A 17,979-nucleotide genomic window follows, 5' to 3' on the forward strand; every position below is an offset into this window, starting at 1 on the left:
TTTCTTTTTGGAACCTTTATCGTATAATGTGAGTTAACTTCATAAAGCTCGTATAATCGCAGGGATATGGCCTGCAAGTTTCTACCAAGCCCCCGTTAAGGGTTTGACTACGAGTGACGCAAACTTTCCATGCATCTTCTTATAAGATGTATTGGGCTATTTATATGTTCCGTTTTTTATACCGGAGAATTGCTTCACTCGTTCAGAGAGAAGCCGTTCTCCGGTTTTTTGTGTGTAAAATAAGATAATGGGGTGGAGAAATGAATTTTTTAGAGAAGAAAATTTGTGATGAAGGTATCGTATTGTCTTCGTCCGTATTGAAAGTAGACTCGTTTTTGAATCATCAGATTGACCCTGAACTCATGATGCAAATAGGTATTGAATTTGCCGAACGATTTAAAAATGAAGAAATAACAAAAATCGTAACAATAGAATCGTCTGGAATAGCACCTGCTGTATTCGCAGGAATAAAACTTCAAGTCCCTGTCGTTTTTGCCCGTAAAAAGAAATCGTTAACCTTAACAGAAGGACTATTAACATCGAGCGTTTATTCTTTCACAAAACAAGAACAAAACGAAATTTCTGTTGCCAAGAAATTTATTCAACCTGGTGATAAAGTGTTGATCATTGATGACTTTTTAGCACACGGTGAAGCAGCACTTGGTCTGGCGGACATTGTTGATCAAGCAGATGCTACAATTGCTGGATTTGGCATCGTAATCGAAAAATCATTTCAAGTCGGTCGTCAAAAACTTGAGGAAAAAGGATATCGTGTAGAATCGATCGCAAGAGTAAAAGAAATGAATACAAATGGGATAACGTTCATTCAATCTGAGGTGATGTCATCATGAAAAAAGGGAAAGTGTTTTCTCTAGGTATTCAACACGTTCTTGCGATGTATGCTGGAGCAGTAATCGTACCATTAATTGTAGGAAGTGCCTTAAAATTGTCTCCTGAACAATTAGCTTACTTAGTAGCCATCGATCTCCTAACGTGTGGTCTAGCAACACTTATCCAAGTTTGGCAGAACCGTTTCTTCGGAGTTGGTCTACCCGTTGTACTAGGCTGTACTTTTACTGCAGTAGGACCGATGATCGCGATTGGCGGACAATATGGGATGAGCGCCATTTACGGTTCAATTATTGCAGCAGGTATATTCGTAGTCATTTTTGCTGGAGCGTTCGGAAAAATTCTTAAGCTGTTCCCACCCATCGTTACCGGAACCGTTGTAACGATTATAGGAATTACTTTAATCCCCGTTGCCATCAAAGATATGGCAGGGGGAGCGGGAAGCGAGAACTTTGGTTCAGCACAAAATTTATTTCTTTCTTTTGGCGTTTTAGCATTCATCCTTCTTTTATATCGTTTTTCCAATGGTTTCATTCGTTCCGTTTCCATCCTGATCGGTCTGATAGCTGGAACAGTAGTTTCTGTATTTCTAGGTTTAGTGGACTTCACACCAGTTATGGAAGCTTCATGGGTTCACATGCCAAAGCCTTTTTATTTTGGGGTTCCTACCTTTGAAATCGGAGCGATCATCACAATGATCTTAGTTGCTATCGTAAGCTTGATCGAGTCAACAGGTGTGTTTATGGCTCTAGGTAAGATATGCGACAGAGATTTAACACCGGAAGATTTAACAAAAGGATACCGAGGAGAAGGTCTTGCCATTATGTTAGGTGGAATCTTTAATGCATTTCCTTATACGACTTATTCACAAAACGTTGGCCTTGTTCAGTTGTCTGGAGTTAAAGCAAAACAGGTGATCTATGTGGCAGGGGGGATGTTAATTTTCCTAGGTTTAATACCAAAAGTTGCCGCACTTACGACCTTAATCCCAACAGCTGTTATGGGGGGAGCGATGGTTGCCATGTTTGGAATGGTATTTGCTTCTGGTATCAAAATGCTCAGTGAAGTTAACCTTGCTAAACAAGAAAATCTTCTCATTATTGCCTGTTCTGTAGGAATGGGTTTAGGCGTAACGGTTGAACCTGAACTTTTCAGCAGACTTCCTGAAAGTATTCAGATCCTCACAGAAAACGGAATCGTAGCTGGAAGTTTGATGGCTGTTCTACTAAATTTATTATTTAACACAAAGTCTAAAAAAGTGCTCGTTTCTAAGGTGCAACAAAGTCAGAAGCAAGCGGTATAAACAAAAAAGCGGCTATGATCCTCAGTGTAACCAGTGGATGATAGCCGCTTTTTATGTTTGATGTTGTTTAGTTTTTCCCTTTTCGATTTTGTCGTCTTTGTTGTCATAAAATTATACATGTCTTGCTGAGCAAATGCGCTTCTGTCATTGATAGGATCTCGTTTACCTTCACGAACAACTCTTTCTCTCATTTTCTTTGCTTTCGATTTAGCCATATTCTTCATTCCTTCCGTTCATCAGATGGTAGCTAATGGGTAACACAAGATTACTATACTATATTTATACGATGAAAAGATACATGTTGTGTAAGAAATTACAGAATCTTATAAAAACAAGCTAGTATTATCAGAAGATGAAGATTATAATCTTCCTTGGGACCATAATGTTAGGATTTTTGGATGATTCAAGTAAAATGTTACTCTGGGACGTAGTTAATTTCTGTTAAAGATGCTCCCTTTCCATGGGGCGAACGGTGTGAGCCTCCTGCCGCTTTACGCACTTAAGAGTCTCGCATCTTTCATTACAATCAACAGTCAATGAAGTGGATACAGTAACAATCATTTAGAAATGATCTTTTCATAAAATCTTCCTAAATCTGACAAGTTTGTCTCAATCAATGAATTAAAGGGGTTATTGATGTGAATAAAAATGTTAAAAAAGTAGCTTCACTTACACTAGCTATCAGTCTTTTAAGTTCACCTTTAGCAGGTCAAGCGATTGCAAAAACGCCAACGAAACACAAAAGTAAAGTTAACCTCAGAATTATGGAAACAACCGACATTCATACAAACCTATTAAACTTCGATTATTACAAAAATGCTGTTTCTGAAAACGTTGGTTTAGCAAAGACAGCTACACTTGTTAAAACGGCTCGAGAAGATTTAAAGTACAGTCAAAACAGTGTATTAGTTGATAACGGAGACCTGATTCAAGGTACACCACTTGGTACATATAAAGCAAAGATCGCCCCACTAAAGGACGGGGAAGTTCATCCAGCTATCGCAGCTATGAATTTAATGAATTACGATATGGCAACACTAGGAAACCATGAGTTCAACTATGGCCTCGATTTTCTAGCAGAAACGTACGATGATGCTAACTTTCCGTTTGTAAATGCTAACGTATACGTGGATGATAAAGATAACAATCCTAAGAATGACGTTAACAAGTACACACCATACAAAATTGTAAAGAAATTCGTTAGAGATGAATATGGCCGACCCAAGCTTTTGAAGATCGGTTACATTGGTTTCGTACCACCACAGATAAACGAATGGGATAAATCACATCTCGATGGAAAAGTAATTACAAAGAATATCATCGAAAGTGCGGAAAAATTTATTCCGCAGATGAAGAAAAAAGGTGCAGATATCATCATTGCACAAGCTCACTCTGGTTTTAATGGAAGTGAAACGAACACAGAAGATGTCATCTATTCACTTAGCAAAGTAAAAGGAATCAGTGCCATTACATTCTCGCACACACATAAAATATTCCCTGCAGCGGATGAGAAATCATTAGATGCGCTGTTTAAAGATGCAAAAGGCAATGTTCTTCCTGGCGTTGATAACGCAAAAGGCACGATAAACGGTGTGCCCGCAGTACAAGCAGGATATGGGGGAGGGTCACTTGGTCTAATCGACTTAACCCTTCAACAAGATCGTGGAAGATGGAAAGTAGTTTCCTCTCAATCTTCTGTAAGAAGTGCAGCAGCCGTTAAACCAGACGAGAAAGTAGTTAATACAGTTAAAAATGTTCATGAAGCAACGATTAAGTACGTAAACACTCCAATCGGTTCAACAACTGATGATATTCATAGCTTCTTTGCACTTGTTCAAGATGATCCATCTGTTCAAGTTGTAACGAACGCTCAAAAATGGTATGTAGAAAAATACATCTCATTAAACAAGCCAGAATATAAAGATCTTCCAATACTTTCAGTAGGGGCTCCATTTAAAGCAGGAAGAAACGGTGTAACTGAATTCACTGAGATTCAAAAAGGACCACTTACGATTCGCAGTGCAGGTGACCTTTACCTTTATGACAACACGTTAAAAGCATTAAAAGTAAAAGGATCTGTTGTGAAAGAGTGGCTAGAAATGTCTGCAGGTAAATTTAAGACGATTGATCCGAACAAAACAGAGGCACAAGAGCTTTTAGATTCAGGTTTTCCTGTATATAACTTTGACGTAATTGATGGTGTTAGTTATCAAGTCGATGTAACAAAAGCTCCTAAATATGATAAAAACGGTGTTGTGATCAATGCTGATAGCAATCGTATCGTGAATCTAACGTACGACGGAAAAGCAGTAGATCCTAACCAAGATTTTATCGTTGTAACGAACAATTACAGAGCGGGTGGCGGCGGTAACTTCCCAGGTGTAAAAGGAAGCGAGTATGTAGTAGATTCTGCTGACGAGAACCGTCAGATCTTAATGGATTACATCACAGAGATGAAAGAGATCACCCCGACTGCTGACAACAACTGGTCGATTGCTCCAATTAGCGGAAATGCTAACGTAACATTCCTATCATCACCGAATGGTCAAAAATATACGAGTGATGCGGGCAAGATTCAATATACAAACAAAACAGATGCAAACGGATTCGGAATTTATAGTATTGATCTAAAATAAAGAGGATAAAAGAGAGCCTGAAAGGTTCTCTTTTTTTATGTAATAAGAAGGTGTAGCTTTATTTTAGTAGAAATATAAAAATTGTAGCTAGTAGAAATAAAGTTTGATACAATGAATACGAACAAACGTTCCATGCTCGAAAAAATTATACGATGAGGTGCTAACAATGATTGTAGCAATGAATCCTTATGTAGTAACAAATGGAAACGGAAAAGAAGCAGTAGAGTTTTATGTAGATGCTTTTAACGCAGAGCTTATTTCACTTCAAACATTCGGAGAGATGCCAGAAGATCCGAATCATCCGCTTCCAGAAGAAGCAAAGGACCGTGTCATGAATGCTCAATTTAAAGTAGGCGATACCGTTATGATGCTTTCGGATAATTTTCCTGGAATGCCTTATACAATCGGAAATCAAGTATCTATAGCCATTCATATTGATTCAGTAGAGACATCAAAACAAGTATTTGAGAAACTTTCTAAAGAGGGAAAAGTGACAATGCCTCTACAAGAAACATTCTGGAGCCCATCGTATGGACAAGTAACAGATAAATATGGTGTCGAGTGGCAAGTTTCTGCCGTTCAACAAGATTAACTACAGATTATACAGACCCTTTCTTTTACATTCAGAAAGGGTCTTTTTGTTTAGTCAGCTTTTATTAGGGTTATTTTAATAATGTATCATTATAATGGATGAGAAAAGTCAAAATCATTGACTACCTATCATAAACATATTATAGTGATTTCACTAATACATGTTTATAAGTTTAAACATTTAATTTTATATGATAGGAGGCGTAAAGCTTGAATCAGCTAAACACGTTGAAAGAAAACACAAAGGAATTCATTGATAAACTCGTACGAGCTCAGAAAACCTATTTTAGAAGCGGAGTAACTCGATCATATGATTTCCGTATGAAAGCATTAAATAATCTTTCTAAGCTTATTCGAAACAACGAAACTAAGATTCTTCACGCATTAAAGACAGACTTAAATAAATCTGAAGCCGAAGCCTATACAACTGAGATCGGCTTTTTATTAGAAGAGATTCGACATACGCAAAAACATCTTAAAAAATGGATGGAACCTAAAAAAGTGAAAACAGCAAAAACCCATATTGGCTCAAAGGGCTATACAATAGCAGAACCATATGGCGTCACGTTAATCATCGCTCCATGGAACTATCCGTTTCAACTTCAACTTGCTCCATTAATCGGTGCTATCGCAGCGGGAAATACGGCTATATTAAAACCATCTGAACTGACGCCACAAACGTCAAAACTGTTAGATGAATTGATTAAAGAGTACTATCATCCTGACTTTATCGCAGTAGTAGAAGGCGGAGTTGAAACTAATCAAATCTTGCTGGATCAACCATTGGACTATATCTTTTTCACAGGCAGCGTACCTGTAGGAAAAATTGTTATGGAAGCGGCAAGTAAGAGACTTATTCCTATCACATTAGAATTAGGTGGCAAGAGTCCTTGTATAGTAGATGAAACAGCAGACCTTAAGCTTGCTGCGAAGCGTATAGCGTTTGGAAAGTTTACGAACGCTGGACAAACGTGCATAGCACCAGATTATATCTATTTGCACAAAAACATACGTCAACCATTCATTGATACATTTAAAGAAGTCATAAAAGAATTTTACGGGGAAAACCCACTACAAAACGAAGAATTCGGTAAGATCGTAAATGATCGTCATTTTAATCGTTTAAAAAGTTACTTATCAGAAGGAGAAAGACTTTTCGGTGGTCGATACGATGAAACAAGTGAAAAGATCGAACCAACTCTAATAGCACCATTCGATACTTCTTCACCAGTTATGAGTGATGAGATCTTTGGACCGATCTTCCCAGTCATGGAATATGAAAACATCGATGAAGTGATCGAATTTGTTGTCGAGCGTCCAAAACCACTCGCACTTTACCTGTTTACGATTAACAAAGAGATCGAAGAAAAAGTGGTGAATAATATCTCGTTTGGCGGTGGATCAATCAACGATACATTGATGCATATCGCAACACCTTATCTGCCGTTTGGTGGAGTAGGAGAGAGCGGGATAGGTAGTTATCACGGTGAGTCCAGTTTTGTTGCGTTTTCTCATAACAAAAGTGTTCTCAACCAAACGAACAAATTCGACTTTAGTTTTCGATATCCGAATGCCAAACATGGTTTAAAGATCATTAAAAAGTTAATGAAATAGAAATTTTTAAGGACGCTGTCATTTGTGATAGCGTCTTTTTATTGTGAAAAGTGCCAAAAACTCGACTAGAGAACAAATGTTCGGTATAATATAGATAAGTGAATAAAGGAGTTGATTGGTATGCGGAAAAAGAAATGCACCATGAGTATTCCTAAGATTATTGAACGATTTCAAAGCGGAATGAGCAGCAAAGAGATTGCATTACAGGCAAATGTTACAGCGAGATATATCAATTCTGTTCTGCAACAAAACAACGTTGCAAGACAACCACACAGCAGCTGGTTAAGACGTTATTCAGTGAATGAAGATTACTTCAAAACATGGTCAGCATCCATGGCATATGTATTAGGCTTTTTTGCTGCAGATGGTTGTTTGCCAAAAAATTTGCAGATGGTTAGTTTTTCACAAAAAGATCCTAAAATCCTCGAAGATATTAGAGAAGAACTTCAATCTACACACCCGATCAAAACAAATCCTCGAACAGGCGTACATTTATTAAACATCTCAAGTAAAATTATGAAAGAAGATCTTATCCAGTTACATGGGATGACTCCTAAAAAGTCAACTTCACTCGAGTTTCCTTATGTACCAGAAGAGTATTTTAGTCATTTTGTAAGGGGTTTCTTTGATGGTGATGGAAATATTAACTTTGAAAAAAGAACAGTTTCTTTTGTTGGTGGCTCACAAACATTTATGGAACATCTTAAGAAAAAATTAGAACGTTATTCATTTGAACCTTTCATAGTTAGTAAGGAAAAGTATCACAGATTATTCCTATCAGGGAGAAAAACAGTTCATAACTTTGGGCAATGGATTTACAAAGATAAAAATTTATATATTGTTAGAAAACACATTGAATTTAATAGAGAAAAGATGCCACCAGATCAATTAAAAGATCGTCCATTTAAGGTTAATAAATCTGCAATAAAAGCAAGGAAATTGGAATTACTTTATCATTACAATTTAAATGGAGATTTGCCAGTGGCTTGTAAGAGCGCGAATATAGGAATAAATACTTTTTATCGCTGGTTAAAGAATGATGGAGAGTTTCAGTTTAAATTTAATTCCATTAGTAGTGAAAAGTAAATATAGTGCAATAAAAAACCAATCTCAACTTTTGGATTGGTTTTTTATTTTTGGACACACAAAAAAACGGGGGTGTTTAGGTGAATAAAAGTAAGTTAATTATTTATTACTAGTTAACGTAATATCTATTCTCGGCAACCATGTAAAGCATAACGAAACTGATCTCAAAAACTAAGATTACTTAAGAAAGTGAGACAGAATGAAAAAATTAGTTGTTTTAATTATGTAATTGCCACATCTTTTAATTTACATCAAGATGCGGCAAAAATGGATTTATCTTTTTCTATACTGCGAATTCTTTTGACTACTAAATAAACTATTTTTCTTACAATGATGAACACTTGATTCTATGTGACAGCTCGATGACTCTTCTCTAAACTCTTCAATGGTCGGAGTTGGTGTAATAAACAATGATGCTGTATTTATTGTAATGGTCCCTGCAGTAATTAACGGCGTAATTGATCGTAAGACGATTGAAACACTTTCGCCTGGTAACAACCTTACATTAAGTGCTAATTCCAGGTTTGTATTCGCAGAGAAACCTGCTACAGAAGCTGCTGGAAAGAACTGAGTTGCTGTTGAATCTGATATTACCCTACCTGTGCTAGTAACTAGCTCGAATAATAATGTATTTGCGACACCAGTAGTAGTCGTTACAGTTGAACTAACAATATATGCAATATCGTAGATCCCACCAGTTGTCGTTTGAAGTCCAGATGCTACTCCGTTCCTCAAGAATTCAATACCTGTTGTAGTTACAGCATCATCGAGTGTAATTAGAATTGGGAAAGTTGTTGTCGTTGTCGTTAATGCTTGGAAAGAGGATTCTTTTGCTGCTATTCCAGACCCAAGTCCTGCTCTGTTCAGGTCATCACATGAAAAACAGTCGTTGTGAAATTGATTTCTTCTTTTACCCATTTATAGTCTCCTTTCCTGTCTATTCATATTATTTAATGTAAGTTCTCATTTTTTGACATGGACAATAGTGGAATAAATCAAAAATACTTTTCATATTTATGGATTCATAGTATAATGCTATAATTCCGACATAACTCATAGGAATTGGAGGGTTTACAGTTATGGAACAAACAGAAACTCATCTTTCATCAAATAAACAAAAAGTGTTTCAGCCCACTACTGTTGTTACAAAATTACAGCCTGTACAAAAGCCCTTTGTGCTATTAGGCCTTCTTGCAGCTGTATTCCTGCTTGTGTCGATATTAAAAATTGCAAATTGGACACAAGGTAGCCTATTTATCATTGGTTTAGCACTTGGTGGAACTCTGCTTTATGCACGCTTTGGATTTACTTCAGCATTCCGTAGATTAGTTTCAGTAGGTAACGTCCAAGGACTTCAAGCACATATGGTAATGCTTGCAGTTGCATCGGTATTGTTTGCCGTTATTTTCACTACTGGTTTTAGTTTTACTGGTGTTGAACCAACAGGAAATGTATCACCAGTTGGCATTAGTATTTTAGTTGGTGCTTTTCTGTTCGGTATTGGGATGCAGTTCGGAAACGGATGCGCGTCGGGAACACTTTACTCTTTAGGCGGCGGATCTTCATCTATGATCTTAACCCTTATATCTTTTATTGCTGGATCTGTTCTTGGTGCTTACCACTTCACATTTTGGATGGGATTGCCTTCTCTTCCACCGCTTTCTTTAAATCAGATTCCAGGACTCGGTTATTTCGGAGCTTTAGTGGTCCAGTTAGGATTGTTTGCTCTAATTTATTGGGTAACCGTGCAAATTGCTAAAAAGAAGAATCCGCCTATGATGAAGCCACTACCGACTACAGTTGGGTGGAAAAAGGTACTTCGTGGTTCATGGCCGTTGTTTACAGCTGCAATCGTTCTCGCATTATTAAACGCATTAACATTAGCCGTTAAAGGAAGTCCATGGGGTATCACATCAGCGTTTGCATTATGGGGCGGTAAAGCCATGATGGCAACTGGTGTTGACGTATCTACATGGGGTTATTTCGATGGCAAGAACGGCGAGGCTCTCACAAAAAGTGTTCTTACAGATGGAACAAGCGTAATGAATTTCGGTATTATGCTGGGTGCATTTATTTCAGCTTCTTTCCAAGGAACGTTTAAACCTGGAAAGATCAAACCTGGTATTGCTGGCGCTTCTATAATTGGTGGATTAATGATGGGCTATGGTGCTCGCTTAGCATTTGGCTGCAACATTGGTGCTTACTTTAGCGGAATTGCTTCATTTAGTCTTCACGGCTGGGTATGGGCAGTTATGGCTATGTTAGGTACGTATTTAGCTCTATTCGTTCGACCATTGTTCGGATTAAAAAATCCAAAATCTACAGATTCTGTTTGTTAACAAATAAAAGCTAATGGGGCTTAGCGTCCATTAGCTTTTTTATTGTTCTTTATTTAGAGGAAACTTGATATAACAATTGCCCTATCTCACCCATAATACGCCTTGGCTCAGAACGTTTCGGCACATTTTTACTAAGAACAGCTACAGCATATGAATGACTAGGCAAGTAAAGTAATCCTACATTATGCTCTATCCCTGGCACATATCCTGTTTTATGAGCAATTTCCCAATTCGGAATCGTTCCGATTACACCATCTGCCTCAGGAAGCAGACTTGGCAGCAAATCATTCATCTTCTGCTGTTTCAAAATATCAATCATCTTTTTACAAGAATTCAAAGAAACCACAGATCCAACCGCTATTTTCTTCAAAAATCCATTCATTTCATGAGCGGTTACTACATTCATCTTTTCAGGATCTCTAGCAGCTTTAATTTGTAGTTTGTGATGTAGGTGACTTTGATCAAATCCCCATTCTTTCATGTATGTATTAATCTTATCTATACCTACTAAATCAATTAAAACATTAGTAGCTGTATTGTCACTTTTAATAATCATTAATACGATTAAGTCATGAATGGTCCATTCAATACCGGGTGACAAATGCTTTATGACACCATCCCCAGGCACAATGTCTTCTTCCCTCACCTCAATTTTATCAGATAGTGAACATTTCCCTGCTGTAGCATGAGCAAATACAGCAGCCATAATTGGCACTTTAATAATGCTAGCTGAGTAAAAAAGCTCATCTGAATGAGATTCGAAGCATTCTTTCGTTTCAAAATGATAGATCGAAACGCCATATGTTCCTTCTCCTGAAGAAATCATTTTTAGTAATGCTTGTTCAATTTGTTTTAGCATCCTCGCTTACCTTCTTTCATCATATAAGGTAGATCTATTAATGCAGGCTTTTTTCACTATGTTTCTTTGAGTAAGCAATCTTAAATAATTTCAGGTAGTCTTCTTTTGTTATTTGTCTAGCATTGCTGGGTGTAGAGCCATTCAAGAATGAGGACTCTGCAAGATAATCGAAATCGTTCTCGTTCACTTTTGGTAATGAGGAGAACGTTGGGATAGATAGATCTTCTGCCAGTTGCTTCATTTCTTTTACGAGAAGTGCGGATGCATCCTCATCAGAATCATTTGGAGAAGCAATTCCTATTGTTCTTGCGATCGTTGCATGTTTTTCTAGATTCGTCACTGCATTGTATTCAACGATGTATGGCAAGAACATGGAATTTGCGACCCCATGTGGAGTGTCATATAATCCACCGATTGCCTCCGCCATGCAATGAACGGATGCTACATCAGCATGAGAAAAAGCCATGCCTGCGATTGTTGAACCGACCATTAAGTTGTATCGGGCTTCTAGATCGTTGCCATTATTTACGGCAGTTCTTAAATAAGGGTATATATGTTTCATTGCTTGTAATGCAAGACCGTCCGAAATAGGATTCGACAGTTTACAAGTAAAAGCTTCTATTGCATGTACTAACGCATCCATTCCTGTGGATGCAGTTAAATGAGCAGGTAGTCCGTAGGTAAGTTCAGGGTCCACGATCGCTAAGACTGGTGCGATATTGACGTCCTTAATCGTGAATTTAATCTTTTTTGCCGTATCAGTAATAACTGATGAACGAGTTACTTCTGCAACTGTACCAGCAGTTGTCGGAACAACGATGATAGGAGTTACTTTTTTAATAACGTTATCACGACCAGCGTAATCCTGCGGCTCACCACCTTGGCATTGTAAGATTGCTATTGCCTTCGCTGAATCAATAACTGATCCTCCGCCTATTGCCAATATGGCATCGGCACGAAAATTTCTAGCTTCTTCACCGCCCAATTTACAATCGATATCCCGCGGATTTGGTCGCACTTCTTTAAACGTTTGGATTACAAAACCTTGGTGTTCTAACATTTGAATAGCTTGTTTTACAAACCCCGTTTGCTCAATTCCAGAGTCTGTTACAATAAAGATTCGTTTTCCCTCTAACACTTCTTTTAAATATGTCCCCGCTTTTTTAAATTCACCGTTTCCAGCTCGGATGATGGTTGGCAGTTTAAATTCGATATTTTTCATGAACATAACTCCTTCCTCTTTTTCATCATCATAATAGAAAAAAGAATGCATTTACACTATAACGTCTTAGTTTTTTGAAAATTTTAAAAACATTCCATGAGGAGATTATCAATAAAAATAGCACCTGATCCCAGGTGCTATTGATTAACTCAACACATTAAAATACCTCGCTTCTGGATGTGCAAAAACGATAGCGGATACAGATGCTTCTGGCTCCATCATGCAGCCATCTGTTAGTTGAATACCGATATCTTCCGGCTGAATCAGTTTAAATAACTTTTGCTGATCTTCAAGTTCTGGACAGGCTGGATACCCAAAGGAGAAACGCTGTCCTTGGTACCGTGCAGAAAAACGTTCTCTCATTGTAAAGTCTACTGAATCCGGAAATCCCCAGCGATCTCGCATCTGTTGGTGAACAAGTTCAGCAAAGCCTTCTGCTGTTTCTAAAGCTAATGCTTGGAGAGCGTGGCTTTCTAGAAAACGGCCTTCTTTTTTCAGTTCTGCAGCTAGCTCCCGAATTCCAGTGCCTGCTGTTACAGAAAAGAAACCGACGTAATCCATTTCCCCGCTGTCTTTCGATTTTAAGTAGTCCGCTATACAAAGATATGGCTCTTTGTTTTGTCTAGGAAAATCATATGTCTCGATAACCGTTTGTTGATCGATAGGGTCATAAATGAGTACACGTTCACCGTCACTTTGCGCTGGAAAGAATTGATACAGTGCTGAAGGAGTGATTAAATTTCTTTCCTTCGCCTCTACCAACAGTCCGTCTACAACTGATTTGATTTGAAGGATTTTCTCATCTTTCTCTTGAAGCAGTCGAGATATTTTCCCTTTAATCCCTAGATGATGCCCTAAAAGCATTTGTAAATTGATGTAAGGCTGTATATGGGATATCGAGTAATTTCTTAAAATGTGCCTTTTTGTATCTTTTGGAACAAAAACAGGAGCTGTCTGAGATACTTTTGACCGGACCCTTACGGCTGTTGCCACCGAAGAGGAGCCTCCATGACTCTCAGTATCAAGCACTACCCTTTTTTTCCTTTCCTTAAGTTCAAAGGCCAGTTTATCGTAATCTTCAGGTGTTTGAATTTGGTTAGCGAGCGAAAGTCCTTCCATTGCATCCTTCGCGTAAAGTACCATTCCTTCGTATTCCTTAGATATCTTCGTATCGGTGAACTTCCTTGATAACGCTGCACCACCAACTAATATAGGCGTGGAGATGTTCGCTTCACGCATGTCAGTTGCGGTTAACACCATCTGCTGTGCGGATTTAACAAGCAACCCGGAGAGACCGATAATATTGGGTTTTTCTTTTTTGATCGCTTCGATCAATGCTTGTGAGGTTACTTTAATGCCTAAATCCACTACTTTGAAGCCATTGTTGCTTAATATGATGTCTACCAGGTTTTTACCGATATCATGCACGTCACCTTTGACGGTTGCAAGCAGAACTTTTCCCTTTGATGCAGACTCATCACTCGTTTCCATGTAAGGCTCTAAGTAAGCAACAGATGCCTTCATCACTTCTGCACTTTGAAGAACTTCCGCAACGATTAACTGGTTTTCGTTAAAAAGTCGGCCGACTTCTTTCATGCCATCCATCAATGGTCCATTAATGATAGCTAGAGGTGTAGCGTACTGTTTTAAAGCAATTTCTAAATCAGGAATGAGACCTTTTTTTGTACCTTCTAAAATGTAATAGTGAAGCCGCTCTTCTAAAGACATATCAGGCAGCTTTGATTTCGTCTCTTTCTTCTTTCCTCTATAAAAGTCGGTAAAAACAGATAAAGCTTCCTCTGATGTACGAAATAATAGGTTTTCTGCCATCTCAATTTCTTCCGGTGCAATCGAAGCAAAACGTTCGAGCTTTTCTGTATTTACAATGGCATAATCAAGTCCCGCTTGTGTGCAATGATAAAGGTATACAGCATTTAATACTTCACGGCCTACCGGCGGCAATCCGAAGGATACGTTACTGACACCTAAAATGGTTAAGCAATCGGGAAAATGTTCCTTAATCTGACGAATGCCTTCAACCGTTGCATTCGCTGAGCCAATGTACTGTTCATCACCAGTTCCAACAGGAAATACGAGTGGATCGAATATGATGTCTGTCGGTGAAACTCTATATTTTTCTACTAATAGTTCATATGATCTCTTTGCAATTTCCAATTTCCGTTCAGCCGAAACGCCCATTCCAATCTCATCAATCGTTCCAACCACTACTGCCGCTCCATATTTATGAAGAAGCGGGATCACCTTTTCAAACCGTTCTTCACCGTCTTCTAAATTAATAGAATTGATGATGGCTTTTCCTTGTGAATATTTTAAAGCTAGCTCGAGAACATCCTCATCCGTAGAGTCGATGACAAAGGGAATTTTCACTTTCTTAACCGCTTCTTTCATGAACTTCTCCATATCGCTTAATTCATCTCGGTCAGGATCAGCTAAACAAACGTCGAGTACATGGGCACCACCTTTCACTTGGGCTCTTGCAATTTCAGCCGCTTCTTCAAACTTCCCCTCAGCAATCAATCGTTTGAATTTTCGTGAACCGATAACATTCGTTCTTTCTCCTACCATGATCGGTCTTAACGTTGGATCATCATATATAAAAGGTTCGATTCCAGAGACCATATGAATTTCGTTTACTTGCCGGTGACGTGGCGTATAGTTCTTCATAACTTTTGATAGTGCTTCAATATGAGCAGGTGTCGTTCCACAGCAGCCACCAACGATATTCAGCCACCCTTTTTCTGCAAATCCGGATAGTTTAGCGGCTAGTGATTCTGGTGTTTCATGATAATTTCCTTCTTCATCAGGAAGTCCTGCGTTTGGATAACAGCTCACTGCTTTTGTAGACAGATTCGACAGGGAACGTATGTGATCTTGCATGAATTCAGGACCTGTCGCACAGTTTAATCCCACTGCGATCGGGTTCATATGCTTTAACGAAATATAAAAGGCCTCAATCGACTGACCCGCAAGTGTGGTTCCCATCGGTTCAATCGTTCCAGAAACCATAAGCGGGATTCGTTTTCCCGTTTGTTCAATAGCTTGCTCGATCCCTAAAAAGCCAGCTTTTACATTAAGCATATCTTGGCTTGTCTCTAAAAGGAGTAGGTCCGCACCACCATCAATCAAACCGCGTGCTTGCTCAGCATATGCTTCTCTTAACACATCAAACGTAGTTCCGCCCGTAACACTGAGTGTTTTTGTAGTCGGTCCGAGTGAACCCGCAACAAAACGTGGCCAATTTTCTGTTGAAACAGCATCAGCGGCTTTTCTTGCAATTTGTGCTCCAAGCTTATTGATCTCATAAGCTCTATGGCCGAGTTCGTATTCATCTAGTACAAGATTCGTACCGCCAAATGTATTCGTTTCAATGATATCAGCTCCTGCATCAAGGTATTTATAATGAATGGATTCAATAACATGGGGTGCCGTTACATTTAAATACTCATTACAACCATCAAACGCCTCGCCACCAAAATCTTCTGGTGTAAGTTTGGCTTCTTGAAGCATCGTACCCATCGCACCATCCATGATTAAGATCTTTGATTCCAGCTGTTTTTCTATTGATGACTTAGGCATTCTGTGACCTCCTGGCTAAAAGTGATGGATGGTTAGCTCGTGCATATTGTGCTAATTCCACGGTTAATTCGTAACGCATAAATGGCGTGATCAGGTAGATGCCGTTAAAGAGTTCCATGGCTGTGTCTAATAATGACTTAGCAATCAATAAACCTTCTTTGCACGCCTGTTTTGGATTATCTTTGTACTTGCTCATGCGATCACGTACAGAATCAGATAGTTTGATTCCTGGAACTTCATGGTGAAGAAACTCTGCATTTCGGGAAGATGTTAACGGCATAATCCCAATATAGATCGGTTTATCAATGTGCTTTGTAGCCTCGTACGTTTCAATAAGTCTTTGCTCTGAAAAAACAGGCTGACTGATAAAGTAATCTGCGCCATAAGCAATCTTTTTCTCCAACCGCTCAACCGCTTTATCGATGGACCGGATGTTAGGGTTAAATGCCGCTCCTACCGTAAAGGATGTTTTTTCTCCAAGCTCTTTACCTGAAAGTGATAACCCTTCATTAAACTGTTTGATGAGCTTGATCAGTTCGAAAGACGTGACATCATAAACAGACGACGCACCTGGGAAGTCTCCGACGCTTGCGGGATCTCCGGTAACTGCAAGTATTTCATGGATTCCATGCGTGTGAAGCCCCATCAAGTGAGACTGAAGGCCGATTAAATTTCTATCGCGGCACGTAATATGAACGAGCGGGCGAAGATTAAGTTGGGACTGCACAATCGATCCTAATGCAGAGTTACAAACACGTGGTGAAGCAAGCGAATTATCAGCGAGGGTAAGTGCGTCGATTCCCGCTTCTTTTAACGCCTTGGCTCCTTCCATAAAACGTGATGTATCTAATTTACGTGGTGGATCTAATTCTACAATAATGGATTGCTTCTTCTTTACTTCTTCACTTAGTGGTACGTATTTAGGTTTTGATGCAGACTGAATGACAATCTTTCGCTTTCTTTGCTTCACTTCTTTTTCTGTTACAGGCTCTAAGTTTTGAAGTTCACTTGAGAAGGCACGAATATGAGCAGGAGTCGTACCACAGCATCCGCCTAATAGACGAACACCTTGCTGCCTGAACAAATGGGCACATTCTTTAAAATAATCAGCGTCCCCTTCATACTTAAAACGGCCATCTGTATAAGAAGGAAGCGATGCATTAGGAAACGCTGAAAGATAAGCCCGATTTGGTAATGGAACTTCCTCAAGCGTCATCAGCATGTGATATGGCCCAAGACGACAGTTCAATCCCACGACATCAGCACCTAAGTTCTCAAGCCGGGTCAAAGCATCTGAAATCGGCGTCCGGTCCTGCATAAAGCCTACTTCCTGCAGTGACACTTGAGCAATGATTGGAAGAGACGTTTCTTTTCTAGCAATCTCTAAAACCGTTTCTAGTTCTTGCAGGTCATAATACGTTTCTAATTGAATGCCGTCTACATTCTCCATCAACAAACAATACAGCTGCTCACGAAAACTGCGCTTGATCTCATCAAGGGAGATGCTATTTGGTTTTATGCCACGTATTCCACCGATCGTACCTACAACATATTCACTTTGAGCTGCTTTTCGAGCAATTTGAACAGCGGCTTTATTGATCTCTTTTACGTGATCTTGAAGTCCGTAACGTTCTAGCTTCGAATAGTTCGCTGCATACGTATTGGTTTGAATGATATCCGCGCCTGCATCTAAATAAGCCCGGTGGATGTTATAGATCTGCTCTTCTTGAGAAAGATTTAACTCTTCATAACAAAAGTCAGATCCATACGAATACAGAAGTGTTCCCATCGCACCATCACCGATCAGTATCTTGTTTTGTTCTAAATCTGTGATTAAACTCATGATAGCCTCCTATATAAAAATAAAAAGCCTTCTATAAAAG

General features: G+C 38.9%; 13 protein-coding genes and 1 riboswitch. Of the genes, 7 read left to right on the top strand and 6 right to left on the bottom strand.

What is annotated here, in order from left to right; genetic code table 11:
* The first annotated feature begins 28 nt into the window (after positions 1–28).
* Positions 29–130, top strand: a riboswitch (purine riboswitch).
* Positions 131–260: 130 nt separating this feature from the next.
* Both I5J82_RS07135 and I5J82_RS07140 read left to right on the top strand, forming a co-directional pair.
* Positions 261–851: a xanthine phosphoribosyltransferase gene (locus I5J82_RS07135; protein ID WP_198767253.1), complete on the top strand. Its 591-nt coding sequence runs from the start codon at positions 261–263 to the stop codon at positions 849–851.
* Entirely contained in the window at positions 848–2,152 is a 1,305-nt protein-coding gene (locus I5J82_RS07140; RefSeq protein WP_198767254.1) for a nucleobase:cation symporter-2 family protein, read from the top strand. The genes I5J82_RS07135 and I5J82_RS07140 overlap by 4 nt, the downstream gene beginning before the upstream one ends.
* Here I5J82_RS07140 and I5J82_RS07145 read toward each other — a convergent pair.
* Entirely contained in the window at positions 2,134–2,367 is a 234-nt protein-coding gene (locus I5J82_RS07145; protein WP_198767255.1) for a hypothetical protein, read from the bottom strand. The two genes, I5J82_RS07140 and I5J82_RS07145, sit on opposite strands and share 19 nt — an antisense overlap.
* Positions 2,368–2,790: 423 nt before the next feature.
* On the opposite strand from I5J82_RS07145, the gene I5J82_RS07150 reads away from it, so the two are divergent.
* The 4 genes from I5J82_RS07150 to I5J82_RS07165 all read left to right on the top strand — a co-directional run bounded on the left by I5J82_RS07150 (position 2,791) and on the right by I5J82_RS07165 (position 8,079).
* Positions 2,791–4,788, top strand: coding sequence for a bifunctional 2',3'-cyclic-nucleotide 2'-phosphodiesterase/3'-nucleotidase (locus tag I5J82_RS07150; RefSeq protein WP_408610387.1), 1,998 nt, complete (start codon positions 2,791–2,793; stop codon positions 4,786–4,788).
* 166 nt (positions 4,789–4,954) lie between these two features.
* The gene (locus tag I5J82_RS07155; protein ID WP_198767256.1) at positions 4,955–5,380 is read left to right on the top strand and encodes a VOC family protein; all 426 of its coding nucleotides are present in this window, start codon (positions 4,955–4,957) and stop codon (positions 5,378–5,380) included.
* A gap of 227 nt (positions 5,381–5,607) precedes the next feature.
* Positions 5,608–6,993 carry an aldehyde dehydrogenase gene (locus I5J82_RS07160; RefSeq protein ID WP_233096585.1) on the top strand — a complete coding sequence of 462 codons (1,386 nt, stop codon included), beginning with the start codon at positions 5,608–5,610 and terminating at the stop codon, positions 6,991–6,993.
* Between the two features lie 120 nt (positions 6,994–7,113).
* Positions 7,114–8,079 (top strand): LAGLIDADG family homing endonuclease, encoded by a 966-nt coding sequence (locus I5J82_RS07165; RefSeq protein WP_198767258.1) that lies wholly within the window; start codon positions 7,114–7,116, stop codon positions 8,077–8,079.
* Between the two features lie 273 nt (positions 8,080–8,352).
* Here I5J82_RS07165 and I5J82_RS07170 read toward each other — a convergent pair whose 3' ends face one another.
* Complete coding sequence (locus I5J82_RS07170; protein ID WP_198767259.1) at positions 8,353–8,997, bottom strand: hypothetical protein; 645 nt, start codon at positions 8,995–8,997, stop codon at positions 8,353–8,355.
* A gap of 161 nt (positions 8,998–9,158) precedes the next feature.
* Between I5J82_RS07170 and I5J82_RS07175 the strand changes: the two genes are divergently transcribed.
* Positions 9,159–10,418 carry a YeeE/YedE family protein gene (locus I5J82_RS07175; RefSeq protein ID WP_198767260.1) on the top strand — a complete coding sequence of 420 codons (1,260 nt, stop codon included), beginning with the start codon at positions 9,159–9,161 and terminating at the stop codon, positions 10,416–10,418.
* A gap of 49 nt (positions 10,419–10,467) precedes the next feature.
* Here I5J82_RS07175 and I5J82_RS07180 read toward each other — a convergent pair whose 3' ends face one another.
* From I5J82_RS07180 to I5J82_RS07195, 4 genes are all read right to left on the bottom strand, one after another.
* A complete protein-coding gene (locus tag I5J82_RS07180; protein ID WP_198767261.1) occupies positions 10,468–11,277 on the bottom strand; it encodes a serine hydrolase in 810 nt (269 codons plus the stop codon).
* 37 nt (positions 11,278–11,314) lie between these two features.
* The gene (locus tag I5J82_RS07185; protein WP_198767262.1) at positions 11,315–12,499 is read right to left on the bottom strand and encodes an iron-containing alcohol dehydrogenase; all 1,185 of its coding nucleotides are present in this window, start codon (positions 12,497–12,499) and stop codon (positions 11,315–11,317) included.
* A 144-nt stretch (positions 12,500–12,643) separates the two neighbouring features.
* A complete protein-coding gene (gene metH, locus I5J82_RS07190; protein WP_198767263.1) occupies positions 12,644–16,096 on the bottom strand; it encodes a methionine synthase in 3,453 nt (1,150 codons plus the stop codon).
* Positions 16,089–17,939 carry a bifunctional homocysteine S-methyltransferase/methylenetetrahydrofolate reductase gene (locus I5J82_RS07195; RefSeq protein WP_198767264.1) on the bottom strand — a complete coding sequence of 617 codons (1,851 nt, stop codon included), beginning with the start codon at positions 17,937–17,939 and terminating at the stop codon, positions 16,089–16,091. The genes metH and I5J82_RS07195 overlap by 8 nt, the downstream gene beginning before the upstream one ends.
* Positions 17,940–17,979: the final 40 nt, after the last annotated feature.

The organism is Fictibacillus halophilus, assembly GCF_016401385.1.
GTDB classification, from domain to species: domain Bacteria; phylum Bacillota; class Bacilli; order Bacillales; family Fictibacillaceae; genus Fictibacillus; species Fictibacillus halophilus.